The sequence below is a fragment of the Planctomycetaceae bacterium genome, from assembly GCA_041398785.1.
Classification (GTDB): Bacteria; Planctomycetota; Planctomycetia; order Planctomycetales; family Planctomycetaceae; genus JAWKUA01.
Genome location: JAWKUA010000007.1, coordinates 276,264 through 300,970 on the forward strand (window position 1 = coordinate 276,264; position 24,707 = coordinate 300,970).

General features: G+C 60.6%; 14 protein-coding genes. 2 read left to right on the forward strand and 12 right to left on the reverse strand.

Annotation, left to right across the window (positions count from 1 at the left end):
- Positions 1-9: 9 nt before the first annotated feature.
- The 6 genes from R3C19_10845 to R3C19_10870 all read right to left on the reverse strand — a co-directional run bounded on the left by R3C19_10845 (position 10) and on the right by R3C19_10870 (position 8,462).
- Positions 10-597: a nucleotidyltransferase family protein gene (locus tag R3C19_10845; protein MEZ6060852.1), complete on the reverse strand. Its 588-nt coding sequence runs from the start codon at positions 595-597 to the stop codon at positions 10-12.
- A gap of 108 nt (positions 598-705) precedes the next feature.
- Positions 706-1,473, reverse strand: coding sequence for an arginyltransferase (locus R3C19_10850; GenBank protein ID MEZ6060853.1), 768 nt, complete (start codon positions 1,471-1,473; stop codon positions 706-708).
- A 114-nt stretch (positions 1,474-1,587) separates the two neighbouring features.
- Positions 1,588-2,763 (reverse strand): bifunctional methionine sulfoxide reductase B/A protein, encoded by a 1,176-nt coding sequence (locus R3C19_10855; protein MEZ6060854.1) that lies wholly within the window; start codon positions 2,761-2,763, stop codon positions 1,588-1,590.
- A gap of 352 nt (positions 2,764-3,115) precedes the next feature.
- A complete protein-coding gene (locus R3C19_10860) occupies positions 3,116-5,380 on the reverse strand; it encodes an HlyD family efflux transporter periplasmic adaptor subunit (GenBank protein ID MEZ6060855.1) in 2,265 nt (754 codons plus the stop codon).
- Positions 5,377-6,510: an efflux RND transporter periplasmic adaptor subunit gene (locus R3C19_10865; protein MEZ6060856.1), complete on the reverse strand. Its 1,134-nt coding sequence runs from the start codon at positions 6,508-6,510 to the stop codon at positions 5,377-5,379. Before R3C19_10865 ends, R3C19_10860 begins: the two co-directional genes overlap by 4 nt.
- Positions 6,511-6,716: 206 nt before the next feature.
- Positions 6,717-8,462, reverse strand: a complete 1,746-nt coding sequence (locus R3C19_10870) for a biotin/lipoyl-binding protein (GenBank protein MEZ6060857.1) — start codon at positions 8,460-8,462, stop codon at positions 6,717-6,719.
- Positions 8,463-8,871: 409 nt separating this feature from the next.
- Here R3C19_10870 and R3C19_10875 point away from each other — a divergent pair, with 409 nt between their 5' ends.
- Together R3C19_10875 and R3C19_10880 are read left to right on the forward strand one after the other, a co-directional pair.
- The gene (locus tag R3C19_10875; protein MEZ6060858.1) at positions 8,872-10,911 is read left to right on the forward strand and encodes a TolC family protein; all 2,040 of its coding nucleotides are present in this window, start codon (positions 8,872-8,874) and stop codon (positions 10,909-10,911) included.
- Between the two features lie 167 nt (positions 10,912-11,078).
- Entirely contained in the window at positions 11,079-12,029 is a 951-nt protein-coding gene (locus R3C19_10880; protein ID MEZ6060859.1) for a hypothetical protein, read from the forward strand.
- Positions 12,030-12,124: 95 nt separating this feature from the next.
- On the opposite strand, the gene R3C19_10885 is transcribed toward R3C19_10880, so the two are convergent.
- From R3C19_10885 to R3C19_10910, 6 genes are all read right to left on the reverse strand, one after another.
- Positions 12,125-15,262, reverse strand: a complete 3,138-nt coding sequence (locus R3C19_10885) for a hypothetical protein (protein ID MEZ6060860.1) — start codon at positions 15,260-15,262, stop codon at positions 12,125-12,127.
- Positions 15,144-15,581 carry a hypothetical protein gene (locus tag R3C19_10890; GenBank protein ID MEZ6060861.1) on the reverse strand — a complete coding sequence of 146 codons (438 nt, stop codon included), beginning with the start codon at positions 15,579-15,581 and terminating at the stop codon, positions 15,144-15,146. Before R3C19_10890 ends, R3C19_10885 begins: the two co-directional genes overlap by 119 nt.
- Positions 15,578-15,739 carry a hypothetical protein gene (locus R3C19_10895; GenBank protein ID MEZ6060862.1) on the reverse strand — a complete coding sequence of 54 codons (162 nt, stop codon included), beginning with the start codon at positions 15,737-15,739 and terminating at the stop codon, positions 15,578-15,580. The genes R3C19_10890 and R3C19_10895 overlap by 4 nt, the downstream gene beginning before the upstream one ends.
- Before the next feature lie 193 nt (positions 15,740-15,932).
- Positions 15,933-18,083, reverse strand: a complete 2,151-nt coding sequence (locus R3C19_10900) for a protein kinase (protein ID MEZ6060863.1) — start codon at positions 18,081-18,083, stop codon at positions 15,933-15,935.
- Between the two features lie 7 nt (positions 18,084-18,090).
- The gene (locus R3C19_10905) at positions 18,091-18,324 is read right to left on the reverse strand and encodes a hypothetical protein (protein MEZ6060864.1); all 234 of its coding nucleotides are present in this window, start codon (positions 18,322-18,324) and stop codon (positions 18,091-18,093) included.
- Positions 18,325-18,435: 111 nt separating this feature from the next.
- On the reverse strand, positions 18,436-24,699 hold the full coding sequence (locus R3C19_10910) for a hypothetical protein (protein ID MEZ6060865.1): 6,264 nt from the start codon (positions 24,697-24,699) through the stop codon (positions 18,436-18,438).
- Positions 24,700-24,707: the final 8 nt, after the last annotated feature.

Sequence of the window (24,707 nt, forward strand, 5' to 3'; positions counted from 1 at the left end):
CCAACTGAGTCAGCCGTCAGGGTCGTCAATCAGTTCCTGCAGCCTTGCCGCGTGTTCCGGCAGCAGCTTTGCACACCAGGACTCATCGATCAGACCGACTGCCAGAAAGTCCTGCAGATGAACCTGGTCCTTGCGACGGAACGAATTCAGCTTCATGCGGACCAGAGCTTCCAGGTCGACGACGTTGTAGTCGTCTCCCGCCGCCACTTCGGTGACGTCCGCTGACGCAGTTGTATACTCGGGCCGGACCTTCTCACCGGCATACAGAATATGCACGGCGTCGCGGGGACTTCCGTCGGGACCGTCGATGAAGCAATCGACTCCCATGACTTCGTAGTGATAGAAACCGGCACTTTCCAGTGCCTGCTTCACGCGGTCGAAGTCAGACCGGCGGATCAATATGTCGACATCCTGAGTATTGCGGGTCGCCGCCCGATCGACTCGGGCTACCCATGCGGCGACGGCGTTACCACCGGCAACAGCATACGGAATCCCCGCGTCACGCAGCGCAGCGGTGGCTCGTAAGGCGCGTTCACGGACAGCTTCCACGGCTTCAATCATCCTTTGCCAGGAAAACGGTTTCAGCTCGATCGCCACAGTCACAATCTCGCGGGAATCTCTGTTTCCGAACAGACCTGTCGAGCCGCCATGATACCGGCGGCGCCGGCCCCGGCCAACATTGATACCGGAATCACGAGAAGCACGTCACGGTACTTCCCACAGCGGCAACTCGTCATCACCGACATAGTCGCGCAGGATTTCGTGCGGAGCGAACCGATTCTTGTAGTTCATCGAACCGCATTCGCGTATGTAATAGCCCAGGTACAGCCGGTGCCTGGCGGTCCGCTGACCTTCTGCGATCTCCGACAGCACAGAATACGTTCCCAGCCCGGCATGGCGCAGTTCCGGATCGTGAAAGAAGTAGATACTGGACATCGCGGATTCAGTCATGTCGACGATCCCGATGGCGACAAGCTGCCCGTTCAGCAGATATCGGAACTCCCGCGAAAACGGAAACCGGCCTTCCAGAAAGGACTCGGAGTATTCGTCTCGCGTAATCATGCGAAACGGCCAGTTGCGGCGACGGTGCATGTCCAGGTGATACCGGTTGTACAGCGACAGATGTTCGTCGGTGACGTCCGGCGGACCGATCTCCACCTGAATGGCGCGGTTTCGAGTTCGGCAGCGACGCTGACTCTTCGACGGTTGAAACCGATCCAGCACGATCCGCAGACTGCGGCATTCGCGGCAGGTCCGGCACTTCGGACGAAAAATCATGCGTCCGAACCGTCGCCATCCCCGCTCCAGAAGTTGTTCGTAGTGCCTATCGGTCAGCGAGAACGCAAAGCGGTATTCCATCTGCGACATCCGGCCGGACAGGTAGCCGCAACTCGATTCGGAACCCAGCATGATCAGTTCGCCGCGCTGCGGTTGTTCGTCGCCGGCAAACTTGCTGTCGAGTTCATCTGCCATTTAGGGTCCCGGGAGAAACTCTGCCGCGGCGATTTTGAAGTCGGCTGATATCGCAGTGCCACTCCGAATCTGGCGCGACGGGTGCTGCTGGCTGCGCGGCGGGTTGACCGGCCGTTACTTTCCCGACGCCGTGCTGCTTGTTTTCGGCAGGACCCAGCCGGGTCGCGGAAAATGGCAGGTATAGCCGTTTGGATAGCGCTGCAGATAGTCCTGATGGTCGGGTTCCGCTTCCCAGAAATCACTTGCCGGGACCACTTCCGTGACGACTTTGCCCGGCCAGTTGCCGGACGCTTCCACGTCGGCGATGGTCTCCAGCGCGACTCGCTTCTGTTCATCACTGGTGTAAAAAATCGCCGATCGATACGACGCGCCCCGGTCGTTTCCCTGCCGGTTCAGTGTCGTCGGGTCATGGATTTGAAAGAAGAACTCCAGCAGATCGCGATAGCTGGTCTGTGACGGATCGAACACGATTTCGATCGCTTCGGCATGGGTCCCGTGATTGCGATACGTGGCATTCGGCACATCGCCGCCTGTGTAGCCCACTCGCGTGTCAATCACGCCGGGCCGCTTGCGAATCAATTCCTCCATCCCCCAGAAACAGCCTCCTGCCAGGACCGCGCGTTCTGTCGTATTCATGGTTTTGTTTTCCTGTTGGCCGGCTGCTGTCGACGAGCCGGTTCCGTTCGGAGTGAAAAGGGACGCAAATTCCCCGTAGCCCTCTTTGTCCAGATCCTCGGCCGGGACGAATCGCAGAGCGGCGGAGTTAATACAATAGCGCAGACCGGTTGGCTGCGGTCCGTCGTCGAAGACATGCCCCAGATGCGAGTCACCGTATCGCGAACGCACTTCCGTTCGGCTCATGAACAATTGCCGATCTTCCTTCTCGACGATATTAGCACCGTCAATCGGGCGAAAGAACGACGGCCAGCCGGTCCCCGATTTGTACTTGTCCTTCGAGCTGAACAGCGGCTCGCCGGAGACGACGTCCACGTACAGTCCTTCGCGCGTGTTGTCCCAGTAATCGTTGGAAAACGGTCGCTCGGTCGCTTCGCGCTGAGTGACGTCGTACTGCATCGCGGTGAGCTGTTGTCGCAGCGTTGCATCGTCCGGCTTCCTGAATTCGGACCAGGAATTGGTACTGCCGGTTCCAGTCCCGATGCTGTCCGCCGGCGCGGCGCCGGAATGGGTCATTCGGGGTTCAGACTCAGTCAGACGAAAAGCGATGGCTGCCACGATCACGACTGCCGCGGATACCAGTGCCGCAACGGCAAGTCGTCTTCGGAGTGTCATGATGCGATTCTCCTGAAAGCGCGGAAAAAACAAGTGACCTGCGTCGCGGGCATTCACGTGATGACATCGTCACGAAGGGCCGGAAGGCGCTGAGGGCTCGCCGTGACCGATGATACCGGAAAATCTTAGTGCTTCGTCGGCCGCAGATCGATGGATTTCATGGCCTCCGCAATCGGAAGCGTGGTGTGATTGGGAGGGCGAGGCTCCTGCCGAGCCGCTGCCGCATTGAATGCTCTTTTGCACGCGCGGCTCGAAACGATGCTGCCTATACGCCAGATTCTGCGCGACATCATGTTTGAATGGTCTTGGCCGGTCGCTTGACCATAGCCGGCTCGTCCACCGCTGCCCACCTTCAAAACGTTCGGGCGAGATACCGCCGCAGGCGTTCCAGCAGCGATCGTTCCGCTCCGTGAATCCGGACTTGCCCGACGGAATACAGGTTCGGCACGGGTTGCGAATCCCTGACCGTCAGGACACCGGAACAGCGAAACAACGGCGGAGCGGCGTCGTGCGGTGCGCGTCGCCACTTATTCAAGCCGGCGACGGAGATCTGGATGGGGACCGAATCGGCCGTTTCCTGAGAGACTTCCTCGATGATCGTTTGAAAGCGTTCGTTTGCTCCCGAGAGGGACGCGACTGTCGTCAGCGAGCCGGGTGCGACAAATTCGACTTCCGCTTCATCGACGAATGCCACGACCCACAATTCACGAGGGTCACCGATATGGCCGAGCACCGTGCCGCGATCCAGATGGGCATTCCGGTTTTGGTGCGTCAGCGGCAGTCCGGTCCACGAGGAAAGCTGCCGTCCATCAGGCTGCGGAACACGTTCCTGCGGCGGCAGCAGTACGCCGGCTGTCGATGCCTCGACGCTGAGTTTCCGCGCCTGTTCACGGAGCGATGCCAGCCGTGATTTCACTTCGGCGATTGCTTCCGCCGTCGTGGCAAGGTCGTTTTTCCGATCGGACGCTCGAACGGTCTCCAGCGATGCCAGAATGTTTTCATGCTGCCGAAGTTCCGCTTCCACCGCCTGCACGCGCAGGTCAATGTCCGTGTTCGAAAGACGGGCGATCTCGTCACCGGCCTGCACCACCTGTCCATAGTCGGCGAACGAAATGACGTCACCCGGAACCGTGACGTAGATCGCTTCTCCTTTGGGAAGAAACGTACACGGAGCCGTCACGGAATACGGCCAGCGAAAACTCAACACCAGCCATGCAACGGCGCAGAATGCGATCGTGTGCAGCAGCGGTCGAAGGCCGCGCCGCTGTCTCAGGGCTGTGACGGCCGTGTTGCCGACGAACAACGCCAGCGGCATCACCAGAAACGTCGCCAGGATGAACCACGACAACAGCTGCCCCGCGGCTTCCTGCTGCCATTGTCTGGCAAACGTGCGCACGATCTTCACGATCGCGAACGTGATCAGCAGGCGATAGGCCGCCGCCAGCAGCCCATAAACGGTCAGAAACGCCGTCTGCCGGGATCGAATCGACGTCAATCCGTCCGTGACGCCGAACAGATATCGTCGAGCAAGCTGGCTGACTCGCGCGGACGCCTGCTGATACAGATTCGGGATGCCCGTGAGATCCGCCAGCAGAAAATAGCCGTCGAAACGCAGCAGCGGATTGCCGTTGAACAGCACGGTCGTCACGGAACACAGCAGAATCGTGTTCATCAGCAGAAGACGAGTTGTTCCCGGAGCGGCGAACCACCACAGCAGCACGCAGAGCGACGCAATCGTCAGTTCCAGAACGATGCCGGCTGCCGTGACCGCAAGGCGATGAGACCTATTCAGCGACCACGAATCAGAAACGTTGGTGTACAGCACCGGAGTAAACGTCAGCATCATGATGCCGCATTCACGGCACTCCGCGCCGAAGTGGACACAGGTCAGAGCGTGCGCCAGTTCGTGACAGCATTTCACGACGATGAATGCTGCCAGGATCAGCAGGATGTTTTCGCGGCTGGCGAACGTCGACAGATTCGGCAGTCCCTGTCGGAAGTCGTCGAACCGGACAGTGACCAGAGTGCCCGCGGTCAGCAGCAGAATCGCGAAACACACCGCCGCCGCGCGTGTGTACAGGAAGGCCAGCCGCGGCTCGATGCTTTTCAGCAGCGACGTCGGGTCCATCAGCGGCAATCGCAGACGCATCAGTTTCAGCGGTGCGGTCCAGCGACGCGTTCTGCGCTTTTGCTCCAGCGCCGCCAGCACGCGCGGTGAATCTCCGGTGACGGTGGCAACCAGCAGTTGCTGACGAATCAGCCGGCGAAGAAAGGTCCACAGTTCCTGTTCGTCAATTTCATGATCGGGAAACTGAGTCTGCAGCAGTTGTTTCCAGCCGTTCATGTCGATCCGGCCGTCGAGCGCGCGCAGAGCCAGGTACTCGTGCGAATCCAGAAACGTGTGAGCCGGCTGCAGCGGATCCTTCAGAATCCAGCCTCCGTTTTCGTGAGGCATGCAGGTCAGATCCGGTCGCATTCGCCATCGGATGGGTGTCTGATTTCTGCGCGCCGCGGCGTCGTCAGCGGCGGCGTCGACCGTCGCCGGGGATGGTGAATTCGTCGCAGCGGCACGGCCGAATTCTCGCTGCGATTCTGCGCTGCCGCGGTCCGTGTTCATTTCTGTTGACGACCCGAACGCTGCGCCGTGTTTTCGGCCTGGGAAGGCACAACATCGGACTCGGCTTTTTCCGCGTGAATGGTCATGGCACCGGACATCCCCGGCCGAATCTTCAGGCCCGTGTTTTCAAATTCCGCCCAGACGCGAAGTTGCTGTTCCAGCAGTTGCACTTCGGGACTGACATGTGTGATTCGGCCGCGAATTTCGCCCAGCGACTGCAGTTCGTCAGGAAAAGTAATCGTGACAACTCGATCCTGCAGATCCTGCAAAACCAGCGACACGTCGATGTTCCCTTCCACGCGAAGCCGGCTTAACTGAATGACACGAACGACGGTGGCGCCGGGTTCGACCCATTCGCCCGGCTTGCGAATGACTTCGGCGACGACACCGTCCATGGGAGCGATCATGCGGCGGCGCGCAAGCGCCAGTTCCGCCTGCTGCAGTTCCGTGCGGCGGGCGGCGACCGTCAGTTGCAGCAGATCCAGATTCTTCAGTTCCTGCTGCACCAGCAGCTCATGGCGGGCGATCGTGGAATTCTGTGCTTCGATTTCCGCTTCGTGGACGCGAGGCTGCAACTGAGCCATGTCGTGGTCGGTATTGGCTTTGTCGACGCTCAGCAGACCTTTCCTGGCCAGCGTCTCCAGTCTGAGGATTTCCGACGCGGAAACTGCGCTTTCGAATCTGGCTCTCGCGCGCTGAGCGCGTTCGAGTTCCACCTGCGACGTGTCTCGATCGGTTTCCGCCATTTCGATCAGCGTTCGACTTTCGGCGCCCTTCTGCGAAATCAGCAAGGCCGCCTGCAGCGGTTGCAGAGCCGCACGCACTTCGGCCAGCCACGCGCGAGCTGTCTCCACGGGAAGCTGGTTGTTGAGCTGCAGTTCCGCTGCCTGCAGATTGACTCTGGCCGTCTCCACGGCGATTTCTTCCCGGCTGGCATCCAGTCCGGCCAGTGTCTGACCCTGCGTGACGTTCATGCCTTCCGTGACATTCATCGAATCCAGCAGTCCGGGGTCGCGAAACGAAATCTCACGCTGTTCAATCAGCATGACGGTCACCGGAGAAACGGTGACGGGCAGCAGCGCATCGTCCGCGGCATCGACAGCCTTCACCGCGACGAAGACCAGACTCACAGCCAATGCCGGAAAGGATCGAAGGATGTCGTCTCATCATTCACCTCAGAACCACGCGAAAGCCTGTTCGCGTGCAAACTCAATCATTTCGCGAAACACCACGAATCCCAGTGACCGCCGACCGCAGTGAATTCTTGCGGTCACGGACGTCCCCGGCCGAAGTTTCGTGGTTTCCAGTTTGTCGATTCCGGCCGTGCCCCGACAGATCAGCCGGCTGTCCACGACCTCAACGGTGTTTTCCAGCGATTCCAGTGTTGTCTCCCACGACGTTCCCGGCGACATCCGCAGGAAAACCGCACGGGCAGTGACGAGCTTTGACCGGCCCGCGCCTGCTGAACGTACCCGACGACATCGTCAGGAATATGCAGTTCCATATGCCATGCGGAATTCCGCGGTATGACTTCGAACAGGAAATCGCCTCGTCTGACCGGGCGCGAAAGCAGCTCTTCCTTCAGATTCGCACGATAGACGATGCCGTCGGACTGAGCCTGAACCGTCAGCCCTTCGCGCTGTTCGGTCAGCAGTTTCATTCTCTGTTCCAGATCCGTGATCCGCTGTTTGACGGCGCTTTCGCCTCCCAGAATCTGGTCCAGCGAAAGCGTGCCGGACGCGGAGGAGGAGACGGTTCGTGACCGCTGAATCGACGTCAGCCGCACGCGTTCGGTTTCCAGGTTACCGGCGGTCTGCTGCAACTGCAGATCCAGATCCGGATTTCGCACGCGGACCAGATTCTGTCCCGTCGACACCGCCGACTCGTTGTCCACGCTGAGTTCCTCAACGGTTCCGTCGTGAGGACTAAAGACACGGTATCGGTCGTCGGGAAACAACTGACCGGTCACTTCAATTTCAAAATCTGTGCGGACAACCAGCATGACCAGCGCGGCCATCAACAGCGCAGTCAAAAGAATCGTGCGTCGGTTTCCCAGTCGACCCAGCAGTGATGGACGATCAGCAAAGTGCCGGGCACTGGCCAGAGACAACTGGTGCCGCACGAGAGCCACGGATGGTTCGTCGGGGGGAGTCGTGTCCCCAAAGAGTTCCAGCACCAGACACGCCGGCGCCTGTGTGGCGGACGATACCGGGTTCGTGTCGCCTTTCGAAACCAGCGGAACGATTCGCACCTGACTGGTGCCGCTCAGCGCCAGAGTTCGCAGAGATTCGCCGGAGACATCCCTGGCCGACGACGCAGAACTTTTTGCCGTCGGAGCAGTGCGAGCGCAGATCCACGAATCGACATCACTGGAAGACAGGATCGATTCGGCGGACTGCAGGATGGCTCGGCAGATCGGACTGCTTTCGTCGACGGTATCAACGCCGGACACTGCTGCGATCGTCCAGTGGCCGTTGTGTTTCCGCAGCACCGCAACACGATCGACGTTCAGCAGCGATCGCAGTTCCGTCGCGGCAGCGATTGCAAACGCATCGCGGCTCTGACATTCGTAAAGTCGATGGCACAGACTCAGCAGCGCGTTGCTGGTCTTCAGCCGGACGCGGAAATCGTCCAGCATGACGTTGCGGAATGCTTCGGCCAGACAATCGGTGACGGCAGCTGCGGCTTCGCGAAGCAGCGGTTCCGCCGGTTTGTCGGAAGCAGTGCGGACTTCCAGCGCCGCCAGGTGATCTTCCGTCAGACGGACGGGAGTGATCAGCAGCACGCCGTTCAGCTTTCGATCCAGTTCGCGCAGCGGCAGCGACTTTGTCTGACATTCCGAAGTCAGAAACGCGGCCACAGCGTTCGGATAGGCTGTTGTGTGTTCGCCGCACGAACCATCAACGCCCAGCCGGACCGGCCCGTCGCCGATGGAAACCCACGCCGCACAGCCGGTGACTCCGGCGATTTCGGTCATCGCCGCCGCGGCGGCACGAAACACCACAGCAAACGGAGCGTTTTCGCGAATGTGCCGCTCCGCTTCCAGAAGTCGTGCTTCAAATTCGTTCAGCGACCTGGACATGGTTCCCGATGCTACGCCGGGAACCCCAGGGTCACAAGATACGACTGCCCACGGTCCGCAGAACGTGGCTGAGGGAACGCGGCTCCGCGGCAAAAACTGCCGAAGCATCGATGTCGGAACGGCGTGAGCCCGGAATGAGGCCCGTTCGATTTGCCGCAATCGTCCAGCGTACCGGAACGTCGTTTTCGGCGTTTACTGCCGCTTCCTTACATTTGGACTTCAGAGAACGTTGTGAGAATCCGGCAAGTCCGCTGCGCTGCGCATAATCGCTGCAAGCGGACGTGCTGAATGCCGATCATTCTAAAACGACCCGTTCGCCAGGGGACGCTTGCGCGGCTGAACCACCCATTGTCCGCCAGCCGAATCCGCCGCGAATGCGAGCCCGGAAAGCCCCAGTCAGAGAATGGCCATGACTCGACACATCACAGACGGTTCCGCGAGTTCCGTTCTGCCAATGCCTCACGCGACTCTGATTGTGGGATGCTGCATTGTGAGCTGTCTGGTTACGGCCGGCGGCTGTGTCTCCCGGGATGTGCTGAAGGAGACGATCGCGAACGACACGGTGAAGGTTGATTCGATCTCATCGCGCGTCGACAACTTCCAGCCGGAAGTCTTTTCGGACGTGCATATTTCGACCCCGTTTACTCCCCGCCAGCGTCCGAATTATGACGCGATCGTTTACGAAGACGTCACGCTGGATTCGGTGCTGTCAATCGCAATGTCCAACAGTCAGGTGCTTCGCGACCTTGGCGGTACGATGCTGCGAAGTCCGGATGCTCTGGCCACGCGGTTTACGATGCCGCTGCAGCAGACGGATCCCCGGTTCGGCATGGAAGCCGCTCTTGCCGCGTTCGACGCTCAGTTCGCCATGTCCGGGTACTTCAACAACAACGACCAGACCTACAACAACTCCTTTTTTTCCGGCGGGACCAACACGTTCCGGCAGGACCTGCACAATTACAACGCGGAACTGTCCAAAGCAACGGCGACCGGTTCCCGTCTGGCGCTTCGCAGCGTTTCCAGGTATGACTCAAACAACGCACCGGGCAACCTGTTTCCCAGCGCGTTTGATACGTACCTGGAAGGCGAACTGCGTCAGCCGCTGCTGCAGGGCGGTGGAGTTCAGTTCAACCGAATTGCCGGTCCCGGCAGTACTCCCGGTGTTTACAATGGGATCCTCCTGGCTCGCGTCAACAACGATATTTCACAGGCGGACTTCGAAATCGCCGTGCGTGATTACGTTAGCAACGTGATCAACGCCTATTGGGACCTGTACTTTGCCTATCGCGACCTGGACGCCAGAACGCGCGCGATGAATCGAGCTCTGGACGCGTGGAAGCGTCTGGAAGCCAACAAGGACGAAGAAAGCGGAGCCCGCATTGCCCTGGCTCGCGAACAGTACTACCGCTTCAAGGCGGAAGTTGATGAATCCATCTCCGGTCGAAATCTTCAGGGCACGCAGACTCGCAACGGCAGCACCGGCGGAACTCTGCGAGGCACGGAAGGCGTCCAGGTGGCGGAACGGCGGCTGCGGCTGCTGACCGGCATGGCCGTCGCCGACGGACGCATGCTGCGCCCGATTGATGAACCGGAACAGGCACCGATTCTGTTCGACTGGGATGCCGTCACCAATGAAGCGGTGGCCGTCCGACCGGAACTGCGAAAGCAGCAGTTGCGAGTTCGGCAGCGTGAAATGGAACTGCTGGCCGCCCGGAACTTTCTGGCGCCGCGACTGGATGCCGTCGGCAAGTACCGCTTCCGGGGATTCGGCGGAGACCTGATCAACCAGGGCGGCAATCAGGCGGGAATGCTGCCTTCGTCCGCCGTCGGCAACATGCTGACCGGCCAGTTGCAGGAATGGCAGGTCGGCTTCGAATTCACGGTGCCGATCGGATACCGCCGTGCTCACCTGGCCGTCACCAACGCGGAACTGATGCTGTCCAGGGCACGAGTGCTGCAGCGTGAACAGCAGAAGGCCGTCGTGCATGATCTTGTCAACGCCGTTGCCGACGCGGAACGTGCTCACGAAGCCTGCGAAAACAACATGAACCGCTACCTGGCGGCCCGCGAAGTTCTGAAGGCGTACGAAGTCAAGGAAGAGGCGGGACAGGATCTGGACATCGATCGGCTGCTGGATGCTCAGCGACGCGCGCTGGAAGCGGAGATCCGTTACTTCCAGTCAAAGGCCGAATACGCTCTGGCGCTGAAGAATGTCCACTTCGAAAAAGGCAGTCTGATGTCCGCCAACAACCTGGGCATCGTCGACGGCAACTCGTCGATGGTCATCGGCAGCACGGATGTCGAATCAGTCGGCGAACAGCCGCCTCAGGTGCAGCTCGCTCAGGCGGAATCTCCGGAACCGGAACCGGCCGGCGAACAGCCTGCCGACGACAGCGCAACGTCGGGAAAAGTCCGACTCGTTTCCGCCAGCAGCGACATCGACGAATAGCCCCTGACCCGGAAAACAGCGGCGACGTGCGCCTGATCGGACGGCGTCTGGCGCGTCGGCGGAAGTTGCCGGTTTGGTCGGGCAGGTGACAGGAAAAACGAACGGCGCGGATGATCGACGTCGTTTTCGTGAGGTTTTTCGTCCGCCGTTCTGCGACACTGGTGGACATGAATCTGCTGCTTCGAATGATTCGCGGTCCCCAGGTCGGCAGTTGCCGAGTGCTTCAGATTGGGCAGAGCGCGCTGATCGGATCGTCGGAACTGTGCGACTTTTCGGTGGCTCCGGCCATGATGGGGAATCCGCAGTTTCTGGTCCGCTGCACTCAGGATAGCTGCACCGTTCAGAACGTGTTTCCCGCGGTGAAGCTGAAGGTGAACGGTGTCGGCACGACTCAGAAGCAGCTTTCCGACGGTGATGTCATCGGAGTCGGTGACTGCGAGTTTATCGTCAAGATTCGCGGGCTGGTCAGCCGGCTGCAGAAGCTTCGAATTCCGCTGGTGGGAACGGCGGAGTTCACTCAGGAATTTTCGCAGACCCTGAACGCTCGCCGACCCGACCACACAATTCGCGAAACCACAAGAGCGACGATTCATCCTTCGTTCTGGTCAGATTCAGTCCGCATGAGACATCGCGGAGCGGGCGTCCCTTCCGAATCCGTGGTCCGCGCCTGCTGCGGTCAACGGACGGCGTCGGTCATCGTCGACACGGATGCCGTTTCGCAGATTTCGCTGTTGCAAAAGGACCTTGCTCGAAGGAAAGACCTGTGCCCGATTCTGGCGGCCAATGACAACGCAACGCTTTGCATTCTGGATGGACTGTCGGAATCTGAGCGGACGGCTGTCCTTCACGAACTGTGGCCGTCGGGCAGCGCGATGCTGGTGATTGCTGTCGATCCATCGGCGACCTGTCGCGACAACCTGCTGCGATCGTCGCTATGGCAGAACCGAACGGTCACGCAGGTTTCGCAGACCCTGCTGAAGGGCTCGCTGGCTCTGCGCGAAGGTGTCTTCCGCTATCTGGACCTGATCCTGCTTCCGACGGATTCCGGCTGGCTGCTGCTGTCGTCCACGCGTCTGCAGCCGCTGGACGAAATGGCTGCCGCCGCAGTTTCGAACTGACTGCGCGCGATTGCGGGTTGAGTCGTCGAAGCGGCGTGACACGGATCAGCCGTCGTGCGCGTCGGGCGAAGATGAAAGCGAACGACGTCGCGCTGTTACGGAACAACCGTGCTTAGCGGATTGCGCCAGACGATCGCGGTTCCGTCGTCGCTGGATGTCGCAATCACACCGTTGCGAGACAGAGACACGTCCGTAATCGCTGCTCGGTGGGCGTCCAGAAATTCCGGCTGCGGGGCCAAAAACCGGTAGGCCATGTGAGCTTCCGCGACGCCGGGTTCGTCGCGGGGATGCCAGTTCCAGATGATGGCAGCTCCGTCGTCGCCGGTGGTGACAAGGTAAGGAGATTCGGGTTCCGGCACGAAGTCCACGCCCGTGATGCCGCCGGCACCGTGACCGGAAAACATCGTGTGGACTTGAAAACTGCCGGCCTGCGGATCCCACGCCATCACCAATGCGACGCTTGCCCCGGAACTGCCGTATTGCCCGCCCAGAGCGATGTGGGAGCCGTCCGGGCTGACCGCTCCACACGCAGGCAGCAGCGGTCCCTGTTCGTCGGTTCCCGCGGGAAGTGAAATCGGCACCGCGGACAGGTCAGCGGGATTCACCAGAAAGGCGCTGTCTTCGGAAACCGCCAGGATCCGTGACGCGTCGCTGAACCAGCGGACATCACGAACCGGCTTCTCGCTCAGTTCGACACCGTTACCTGATCGAGTCAGCAGTTTGGAATCCGGATCCCAGGTCCACAGCCGGAGAGCGCCATCGGTGCCGCCGCTGGCAAGGCGGAAGTCGTTTTCGCCGGGAGCGAACTCCATGCGAGTCGTCTGTCGTCCGTGAGGCGCGTCCTGCTTAAACAGCGACTGCCCGAAGGCTTCGCTGGATTCCAGAGCGTTAAAGATTCGAATCGCGCTGCTGCCGACGGCAATGAAGCGATGTTGTGGATCGTGCGACATGGCCACTGTCGTCGCGATCTCCTGCGGACGAAAACTGCCCGCGTATTGGTACGTCGTCAGGTCCCACAGATAGGCGGCGTTGCCGTCGAACGTGGCCAGGTATTCCGGTCCGTCAGCCGCGTCGGGATTGCGATCGTGAAACACGGCGTCCGAAATCCCGGTGTGGCTGCTCTTCAGAAACTTCTGCACCTTCCAGTCGGCGGTGTCGATGATGTTCATGTGATCGTCGGCGACCACGACAACAAGTCGTTCATCGGGCGACCACGACATGGACGAAATGGACTGGACAGGCTTCCCGTCCGGGCTGGCCAGCCGAATCGCTCCCAGCCGCTGCGACTGATCCGTGTTCCAGACGACGACGTTATAGCTGGTTTCCCGGTCGCCCGATTTGTCGCTCTTCTTCGCGCCGAAGGTGACGGTGACGCTCAGGAACTGATCTCCCGACGGAGCGACAGCAATGCGGTCAATCGACGATCGGCCCGCCCCTTTGTAGTTCGTTTCAAGCCGGATGGTGGCCGGTTCAGACGGGGAAAGCTGCTGAACATTCCACAGTTTGATTTTTCCATCCAGACCCGCTGACAGCAGCCTCCGGGAATCGATCCATTCCAGACCGCTGACGATCGTGTCCTTATCGTGAGCACTAACGCTGGCCAGCATCTCTCCCGTCGAGCGCGACCATACCGCGACGCGGCCGTCGCGGGCTCCGCTGGCGATCGTTTCACCGTCGGGCGACACCGACAGGCTGGTGACCAGTCCGGTGTGAAAGCCGGTGACTTCACGAACAAGCTCCGGCTGGTCGCCGGTCAGCAACTGATGAACGTTCCAGATTCCAAAGCCGTAGTTGCTGTTGTCGGCGGATTCCAGCGATGTGACCAGGATTTCTCCGTCGGCCGACGATGCCACGGCGTTGATCAGACCCAGATTCGTCAGACGCGTCTTTTCGATGCCCAGGCCGGGCTGAGACGGATCGGCCTGCCACAGACACACACTTCCGTCGTAACTGCTGGTCATCAGCAGTGACTGATTCGGCGGAAGAAACTTCAGCCGCGAGACATTGAACCGATGACCTTCTTCGAACAGGCGGCCGCGTTCATGACACGGTTTTTTTTTGGACGCTTCCGCGACCGGGATGCCGTCCGTGGAACTCCAGATCAGAGCCGTCCCGTTGGCGCCGCCCGTGGCGACGCGTGAACCGTCCGCGGTCAGTTCGACCGATCGAACGCCGCCGCGCAGGATGCGTTCGTTGCCGACGTTCAGTTCGATATACGGACCCTGCGGCTGCCTGGCCGGAAGTTCCGTCAGCAGATACCGCCTGGCACTCGCCGATCGACGGAGGTTCGTGACGGGCTGTTCGCCGGCGGCGGGCCGTCGTTCTTCGTTCTGCGCGGCGGCCGGAGGTTCGGTCGTGCGACTGCGAAACAGCCGGTCGATCTCATCCTGATACTGACCATAGTTTCGCCAGTCCCACATGCGAGCGTAGCGGTCTTTTCCCGTCGACAGCACCGTGGAACCATTCGCGCCAAGGAATGCAGCCGACGTCACGGCCGCTCCATGGCCCTTCAGTGTTTCGAGCAGAGTGACACTCAACTGCCCGGCCGTTGAGCGGGAACTCCAGACGCAAACGGTGCGGTCGTCAGACGCAGTGACAAACTGCGATCCGTCAGCAGAGAATTCAATCGAATTCACGGGCCGGCTGTGCTCACTTTTCAGAACCCAGCCGTTGTTCGATTTCCGCGGCGACAGAAATGGAAAGCTGTCGTCATCGGATCGCGGCAGAATCAGCAGGTCGCCGTTGCGAGAATTTCCAATCACCAGAATGCTGCCGTCGGGAGAGACCTTCATGATTTTCGGCGGACGGCTGGTCTCCGTGTCGTACTGCAACTGCCGAAGCTGCTCCGCTTCCGCCGAACCGCGAGCTGACAGGTCGAGTGCCAGTACCAGAGCTGACCGATTCAAACGCGACGCGGCGATCAGCAGCGTGTTCGAACCGGGAAGCAACTGCAGCGACCGGATTTCTGTCCGCGTTTCCGGTGACGCGGCCTGGAACGTCCATGCCGGCGTATCCGCTCCGTTTTGCCAGGCGACGATTCGCCCGCGAGTATCGCCGGTGATGAACAATCCGCCGCCGGCTTCCACGGCCGTCAGGTTTGCCAAAACAGTCTGTTCATGTGCCAGCGTTCGATGTTCGCCGGTGGCGTAGTTCCAGACATGCAGAGTCTGACCGGCCGTGGCCAGCACCGTCGACTGATCCGCCAGCAACCGCAGATCGGTGACGGCTGACATTCGCCGGCAACTGCAGTGATTGATCGGGATCTGCCGGGAATTCTCCGGAGGCAGTGGGCTTCCAGACGGTCAGGTTGTTTTCGCGATCACACCAGACAACGACGGAACCATCCGGGCTGACTCGCTGGAACTCGATCGACGATTCCTGCTGCTGTGTTCGCCGCTGCAACTGATCACGCTGAGCTTCGAGTTCCCGGCGGCGAGTCTGCACGGCTTCCGGATCGAGGATCTGGCTGGCGGGCCCGTCCAGAACCTTCAGCAACTGATCGATTTCGGCGATGGCGGTATCGTATTTCCGTTCGACCGTGTAAGTGCTCACAACTGCTCGGTTCTTTTCAAATCTCCGCCTGACTCAGCCAGCCGCTCGGCTTGTACCTGCAGCTCTTCGCCGCGTCCGCAGCGGCCTGCGCATTCTTCAGTTTGACTTTCGCTTCCTCGAGCCAGTTTGTCCTGAACTTCCATGAGCTGATCGGTCATGCCATCATCACTTTCGTGTTAGCTGCCGTCACCAGTGTATTCGCCTGCATTACCCGCATGTCGCCTCCATGCGTTCGCGATTTTTTCGCTCGCTTCCATTTCGGCGGCGGCGATCTTCTGCTTCGCTTGTGTTTCCGCATTCGTAACCTGTAGCTTGCGAGCAGCCACTACGTCAGCCTGTGCTTTGGCGACATCAGCCTGCGCCTTGAGCTTCGCCGGCAGACTCGATCTTGCCTCGCCTTCTGACACTGCCGACAAGTTCGATGTTTCGTCGCCTGTTGCCTGAACACCACGGCCGCAATCGGACCGGTGACCGGATGAACCCCAGCAGGGATCGTCGTCCATTTTTGAGCACCCCGCGGCGGCGTTTGGCTTTTGTCAGCTTTGCACTCAGCGATTCGAAGTCCTTGCCCGCCTGGTCCTGGACAAGCTGCAGCCCGAGGTCGTAGTCGCCTCGATCGTACGCCAGTTGGCTGTACTTCAACTGAGCTTCGTGCAGACCCTTTCGAGCGTAGAAGTTGTCGTCCCAGCCGACCAGAGCTTCGCGATACAGAGCGGTGGCCGTCTGATAGTCGCTGTATTCTTTGGACTTGGCGGTTTCCGCTTTCCGGACCAGCTCGTCCGCGCGATCGCCCAGGTGCCGACTTTCTTCGTGCTGCTGGTAGGCTCGCACGGCCACCTGGAACTCCTGAACGCTTTGGTAGCGGTCTTCCGGTTCCGACTCCATGGCCCGCCGCGCGATGTCCAGCAATTCGCTTTCGATATTCGTATCGCGGATTTCGTTGGGACGGACGACGGCGTCAATGATCTTGATGATGGTGGTCTTGGAAGCGCCGCTCGGCGGAGCCGGGAATTCATGCGGAGGCAGCCCGGTGACGATTTCAAACAGGATGGCTCCCAGCAGATAGATATCGCTGTGCTTGCCGATTTTTTCCGGCGGGCCGGCCCACAGTTCCGGCGACATATACGCCGGAGTTCCGGCACCGAACGAAGTGGACGTGGTCGCGAACTTCGTCTGCCCGGAATCCGGAGCGGGAATCGCCAGACCCCAGTCCAGCACGACAACTTCGCCGAATTCGCCCAGCATGATATTTTCGGGCTTCAGGTCGCGGTTGATGACGCCGTTGTGGTGAGCGTACGCGACCGCATCAGCAACCTTCAGCAGGACTTCCAGGTTCTCTTCTTCGGTCATCTCCGTGATGTGCTTGTTCCACGGTTTCCCTTCCACCTGCTTCATGGAATAGAACGGAATTCCCGCGTCCGTCTGACACAGGTCGTGGATCGGCACGATGTTCGGGTGGACCAGATTGGCGGTCACCAGAGCTTCCGACAGAAACATCTCGCGGCGCTGCCGAGTCATCTGACTCATGCGGCCGCTTTTTGCCATCTGCTTCTTTTCGGCTTCGGTCAGCGGTTTCAGAGTCTTGATCGCCAGTTGTCGAGCGAGCGATGTCTGCCGCGCGATGTAGACGATCCCCATACCGCCTTCGGCCAGCTTTTCGATGATTTCGTAGTCGGCGTCGGGAGCCTGCGAGAACGGTTCATCCCCCTTCACCGGCCGGTTGCGAATCCGCAGAGATCGGTCGAGCCCGTGCCGCGACGACTTACCCATCAGCGACTTCAGACTGGAATGCTCGGCAACCGCCTCGTCACCGTCGTCGTCGTCGTCCAGCATGTCTTCATCGATTCGATTGCCCATCGATTCGTTGAAGATTGTCGTTTCGTTGTCGATGGCCCCGTCATCCATCACGGTGCCGGCGGACGCGGCATCGGACGCTTCAGGACGACCGGGGACAACCGTGTCCATTTCGGCGAAATCATCGTCCGCGAATTCATCGACAGCATCCACGTCATCCGTGGCCGACGGAACGAATGTCTTTGCCGTGTCCCCGCCGACAAATTGTTTTTCGTCCGCGGATTCAGCCGGAGCCGCCGGATCGGGGAGCATCGTGCCGTGAGGCTCGGACGTCTTCTTTTGACGCGAACCGGATGGTGTCTTTTCGACGCTGTCATCGAATCGATCGGGCACGTGTCCGTGAGTGATCGGGTCGAGCGTTCCGTCATCAATGGCGGCCTCACCGGAATCGAAACTTTCATCCGATGCGTCCCCGTCTGCGCCGGCCAGCGCTCCCGCGTCCGGAGGCAGCATTGTCCCGGTTCCGGGCGCCGGTTTGGATGATTTGCCAGGCTTTGTCTTCGCCGGAGGTTCCGGTTCGGCCGGCGACTGCGCGACGGCGTCGGGAACCTCGGCAGAGGCATCGTCGCCGAGATCCGGAACCAGCGTTTCACCAACACCCGGAGCCGGCTGCTGTTCGTCGTCGTCATCGGAGAACCAGTCGATCACGTCGTCATCATCGACCGCCGGCGCCGGAGCGCCTTTTGTGTCGTCGACGAAGCCGCACGTCGGAATCCGAGACTTCTTCGTCAGGTGACTGCAGAAAATCGTCGTCCGTGGCGGACGGAACGTCGCCGGGGTCGGGAACCAGCGTTTCGCCCATGCCGGCGGCGAGTGCCTCGTCGGCCTTCTGCTTAGGCTGTTTTCCGTCTGCGCCGTCTTGCTTCTTCTTCTTTTTCCAGCCGAACATGACTCAGTGCCTCGCTATTGGCGACCGTTCGAATCGAAGTTGTGTTCAGTTTGTTGGCAGCGGCCACAGCCACGCGGTGCCGCTGATCTGGTGTCCCGATCAATCGGGCGGTTATGTTTGACGTGAGGTTGTCGAATCACAGTGCTGCAGTGCGTCTTCATCCGCCGTACCTGCGCCGGAGTTCAACGGGGCATCGTTCCACGAAATTCGTCGAAGCCGCCGGGCGACGCGCGAAAGTCCCGGCGTTTCCAGTTCACGCTGCCCCTGACGCAGCCTTGCCAGCCGGCGACTTGTCAGGAACGCAATTCCCGCAGTTCCCGCCGCGACCTCAGCTGCGGTCACCGATTCATTCGTTGCGGAAGTCTGTTCCGTGTCCGCGGACGGAATCGCCGGGGCGATACGGGAGTCTTCCCCGAATGTTACCGGAACCGAATCCTGGTCGACCGGTCCGCGTTCTGACACGACAGCCGCCTTGTCGTCGTGCTCAATCCGCGTCGGATCAATCTGCGACATGTCGCCGTCCGCTGCGTCGTCCGCGCCGCCGGAATTGATGTGATCCGGCGTTTCCGGAACAAGCTGGAAGTCTTCCTGCACATCCAGTTTCAGATCATCCAGATCGTCCGGCAGCGTATCGGAGAGGACTCCCGGCAGGCCGCCGATAATTTCGAATTCGATCACCGGACGCTTAATCTTCTGCCCGCCGGTATCGATGATCAGCAGAACCTTGTAGCCGGTTCCGTCCTGGAATTCGGGATTGCCTTCGATCAGTTTTTCCAGAGCGTCGACACCTTCAAACTCGCTGTCGCTGACATGATCCTTCAGCGTCGTCGTGGAACCGTCCGGGAACTCACGGATGAACTGATAGTAGACGTCCGATCCGGCCGTTGAGGAGACCGATCCGGCCTGCTCTTCGACAAACGTGATCGGCGGAATGATGGTCACCGGCGCTTCCAGAGCGACAATCGGAGCCGGCGTCACCACAAGTTCCGGCGGCGGTGTGAACAGTCCGGTCGGCGGCGTCACGGGGATTCGGAACAGGACTCGACCGTTCTCCAGTTCCAGGATCGGATTGTCCGCGCTTGCACTGCTTTGTGACAGGAACGGGTCTTCGCCGGTGTCCAGGTCGTCGGTCGAAGAGATCCGCCTGCCGGGGACGGATTCGGTGACACTTTGAGTCACCTGGCCGCCTCGCACTTCGATCGAATCGTGCTGCGATACGGAAAACGTCACGGTAATCCCTCGCAGCGCTGCGTTGCGAAACTCCGTCATTTCCGCGTTGCTGTACACATGAGCGATCTGGTAGCCCTGGCCGCCGCCGAGAAATCCTCCCTCATCAACATAGAATGTCTGATACCGATTCGAAGTCACGTCGTTGACATCGCCCGTCGGTGTGTTGTTGAAAACGATGCCTTCGAAACTCGCGGACAGGATGCCTTCGCCGTCGATGCGGTCGAACCAGTCGATGTCCAGACGCAGGTTCTGTTCACCGGCGACGCCAATCACGACGAAGAACGAATTCAGGAAGAACGGGTCCGTCGTGGAGGACCCCGGCAGGACAATGCGCTTGTTGTCAATCCCCGCGCCGGGAAACCCGATGTTGATCGGGTCGGCCGTGTAAATGAAGAACGCCGTGCCGCCGACTCCGGGGAACGGTCGGCGGGCAAACTGATGAGCGACGCCTCCGTCCGTGCTGACCGTGACAGTGCCTTCGAAGATGACGCGACCGGTCGCGGAATTCGGGACTTCGTCGCCCATGGAATCGACTTCAAGCGGCGCTTCAGTGGTGATTGACAGCCGGTCCGAGGTGACATCGAAGGATTGCGTCAGGTTTTCGTCCGTGGAAATCGTGATTCCGTCGCCGATCGTAATGTTGCCGGTCTTCGACACCAGATTGATCGATTCGCCATCCGTTGCCGAAGAGCTGTCGACGACTGTTCCCACTGCCAGCACATCGGCGAGAATCGCCAGATCTGCATCGGCGATGATTTCCACATCCGACGCTTCGTTGGCCATGACACCAATGCCGTCGCCGTCGCTGCCGTCCGTGATTCGCACCGTTCCGCCGGCGTGAAGAACAATCTGCCGGTTGGTCCCGGTCGTCGTCAGGTCGTCAAGTTCTGCGATCGTGACGGAATCGCCGGCCGGGCTGGTTGTCGAATTGAAGTTGACCTGTCTGGCGTTGACGGCAACCGTCAGTTCGGCCACGTTGCCGATTGTGATGTCGTCGACTTCGTTGATGTAAATTCCGTTCACGCTTTCCGCTGCAAGAACATCCACCGCCGTATCAATCGCCCCCGGATTCGCGGCCGCAGTCGTCACGGCCGTGATGGGATCGATTGTGCCAATGTCACCAGCGCCAATCGTCCCGCCGGCCCGCAGGCTGAGCGTCGTGGCTGCGACGTTCGGACCAACGCCGTTGTTGTCAACGACGTCGGCACCGGCTTCGATCGCCACGTTGGCGGCGGTAATCTCAGCCAGCCGAACAGTACCGGTTGCCTGTAGAAGCACGTCTCCACCGGCTTGCGTCTGTGTAGTGCCCAACATCGTGATGTCGCGCGTGGCGGTCAGCAGAATGTCGCCGGTTGCTGTCAGGATATCGGCGTTCTGCAGAATGTCGTTGCCGGACGTGACACCGATGTCGCCGTCGCCGCTGACGTCGATGTTGGCGTTCAGAGTGATGTCGGTGGCAGCGGTCAGCAGGACGTCACCGTCGACGGTGCTGATGCCGGTCAGGTCGAGATCCGCGTCGGCCAGCGTGATGCTGCCGGCAAGTGCATTCAGAAAAACCGTGCCGCTTCCCGCGGTGCGAATGTCGTCTGCGGCCGTGATGTTGTCGGCTGCGATCAGCGTGATGTGACCAGTACCGCTCTGCACATCGGTATTCAGAACCACGTCGCTGCCGGCACCACGGGCTTCCAGCAGCACGTCGCCGGTGCCGTTGGCGTCGATGCCGATCCCGTCGCCGTCACCTCCTTCATTGACAGTGATCGTACCGTTCTCCGCGATGACTTTGATCGGACCGTTGAGCGTCGTCGTCAAATCGGCGAGTTCGCTGAGTGTGTCCGTCGCGCTGACGGCTGTCGTTGTCGAGTTGAAGCGCACCTGCTCCACGTCAACGTTGACAGTGACGGCCACGACAAAGTCCACCGTGATGTTGGTTCCGGCGGTCGCTTCCCGAACGTGAACGCCTTCCGCCGACTGAGCGGCGATGACGGCGACTTCCGTGTCAATCGCGTTCGCGTTGCGTGTCGCGTCGCCGTTGAGAATATCCGCGTCGCCGATGCGGCCGGTGCCGTTCGAGTCACTGTCCGCGACCATGCGGACGTTGGTCGCTCGCAGATTCGTGCGGTCATTGGCCGTCAGAGCGTCGAAGGCCGCGTTGGTATCCAGAATGTCCAGCCCCGCGTCGAGCGAGATCGTGCCGGTTGCTCCGCTCGCGGAGACCAGACCCAGCGAAATCGTGCGACCCGCGCTGATGATGACGTTTCCGTTACCGGTGCTGGTCGTCGTCACCGGAGCCGGGTCGGCGGTGGCCAGCATCGTCACGTCGCGAGTCGCCGAAATCAGAACATCGCCGGTGGCCGTCGTGATGTCTTCGTTCTGCAGCACGTCGTTGCCCGCGATGACGCCGATGTCGCCGTTGCCGCTGACTTCGACGTTCGCGTTCAGAGTGATGTCGATGGCGGACGTCAGCAGCACGTCGCCATTGGCGGTGCTGATGCCGGTGCCATCAAGGTCTGCATCGTTGAGCATGATGCTGCCCGTCACGGCGTTCAGAAAGACGCTGCCGGTTCCGGCGGTGCGGACGTCGTCTGCGGCCGTGATACTGTCAGCAGCGAGAATCGTGATGTGTCCTGTGCCGCTCTGGACGTCGGTGTTCAGGATCACATCGCTGCCGGCAGTGCGGGCTTCCAGCAGGATGTCGCCTGTGCCGTTCGCGTCGATTCCCAGGCCGTCGGCGTCGAGTCCGTCGTTGACAATGATCGTGCCGGCCAGTGCGACGAGCTTGATCGGACCGTTGAGTGTCGTGGTGAGATCGTCGAGTGTGGCCAGCGTGTCCGTTGCCTGGACGGGCGTCGTCGTCGAATTGAAGTTCACCTGTTCCACGTCGACCGTCACCGTCACGGCGGCAACGTTGTCGATCGTGATGTCGCCGCCGGAGATCGCTTCCTGAACGTAAATCCCTTCGGCCGACAGCGCCGCCAGCACGTCGACTTCCGTATCAATCGCGTTGACGTTGCGCGTGGCGTCACCGTTCAGAAGATCCGCGTCGCCGATGCGACCTGTGTTATTGGCATCGCTGTCGGCCACCATTCGCAGGCTGGCAGCTCGCACGTTGACGCGATCGGTTCCCGAAATCGCGTCGAAAGCGGCGTTCGCATCCAGAATGTGCAGACCCCCGGCCAGCGCAACTGTTCCCGTGGTGCTCGCGTCCACGAGCCCGAGCGAAATTGTGCGTCCGGCTTCGATCAGGATGTTGCCGTCGCCGGTGCTTGTTGTCGTGGTGGCGGGAGCGGCCGTCGCCAGCATTGTCACATCGCGAGTGGCGGTGATCAGAATGTCGCCGGTTGAAGTCAGGATATCGGCGTTCTGCAGAATGTCGTTGCCGGACGTGACACCGATGTCGCCGTCGCCGCTGACGTCGATGTTGGCGTTCAGAGTGATGTCGGTGGCAGCGGTCAGCAGGACGTCGCCGTCGACGGTGCTGATGCCGGTCAGGTCGAGATCCGCGTCGGCCAGCGTGATGCTGCCGGCAAGTGCATTCAGAAAGACCGTGCCGCTTCCAGCCGTGCGGATGTCGTCTGCGGCGGTGATGCTGTCGGCTGCGAGAAGCGTGATGTGGCCAGTACCGCTCTGCACATCGGTATTCAGAATCACGTCGCTGCCGGCACCGCGAGCTTCCAGCAGGATGTCGCCCGTGCCGTGGGCGGTGACTCCGATTGCGTCGCTTCCGCCGTTGATCGTCAGTGAACCGGCTTTCGTCACGACTTTGATCGGACCGTTGTTCGTTGTCGTCAGGTCTTCCAGTGAGTCCGTCGTGCGAGTTTCTGCGACCAGCGTCGTCGTGCTGTTGAAGTTCACCTGCTCCGGCATGTCCACGTTGACCGTGACCGCACCCACCGTGTCGACCACCAGAGCATTCGTTTCACAGATGTAGATCCCTTCCGCCGCCAGTGCTGCCAGTGTGTCGACATCCGTATCGATCGCGTTGACGTTGTCGGCCGGGACGCCGTTCAGATTGTCGTGGTTGCCGATCAGACCACCGGCGACCAGGCTGAGCGTCATGGCTGCAACATTCAGCGAAGAAGCGTTGGCGTCGATGATGTCACCGCCGGCCGTCAGTGCCACGTTCGTCGATGTGATCAGACCCAGAGTCAGATCACCGGCGATGGCAGTACCCGTGACTTCGCCGCCGGTGGCCGTAACGTCCGTGCCGTTGGCCATCGTCCAGTCGCGTCCGGCCTGCACCAGCACATCGCCGCCGGTTGTGATGTCGCCGGTGGCGGTGTGCAGAATGTCTCGTGCCGCGATCAGGCCGACGTCGCCGGTCGTGCTGGTGACGCTCATTGTCAGCCGAATGTCCTGAGCGGAACTCAGCAGCACATCGCCGTCGACCGTCGTGATCGTGCCGTCGACGTTGATGCCGTCGACTTCCGGACCGACAACATCGCCGTCGGTGCCGTTGGCGGCCGTGAAGAAGACGGTGCCCGCGCCGGAGGTCGAGAGTGACGCATTCAGATCGACGTCGTCACCGGCGTTCAGAGTGATGTGACCACTGCCGGAGCTGACCTGAGCGTTTACGATGACGTCGCTGGCAGATCCTCGAGCTTCCAGCAGGATGTCGCCCGTTCCACTGGCGGTGACGCCGATCGTGTCCGATCCGCCGCTGATGGTCAGCGAACCGGCTTTCGCCACGACTTTGATTGGACCGTTATTCGTTGTCGTCAGGTCTTCCAGGGCATCCGTTGTGCGTGATTCAGGAATGGCGCTGACTGTGCTGTTGAAGTTGACTTGTTGAGTCATGTCGACGTTGACCGTGACGGCCGCCACAGTGTCGATCACCAGGGCGTCCATTTCGCAAATATAGATTCCGTCAACCGCCGTCGCCGCCAGCGTGGTGACCTGTGTGTCGATCGCGTTGACGTTGACAGTCGGCGTGCCGTTAGCGTTGTCGTGGTTGCCGATCAAACCGCCCGCTCGCAGACTGAGCGCTACGGCGTCAACGTTCAGTAACGCTGCGTTGCCATCGATGATGTCGTTTCCGGCCGTCAGGGCGACGTTGGTCGACGTGATCAGGGCCAGAGTCAGGTCGCCGGTCAGCGCCTTGCCGTCGACTTCGCCGCCGGTCGCGGTGATCGAAGTGCCGTCCGCCATTGTCCAGT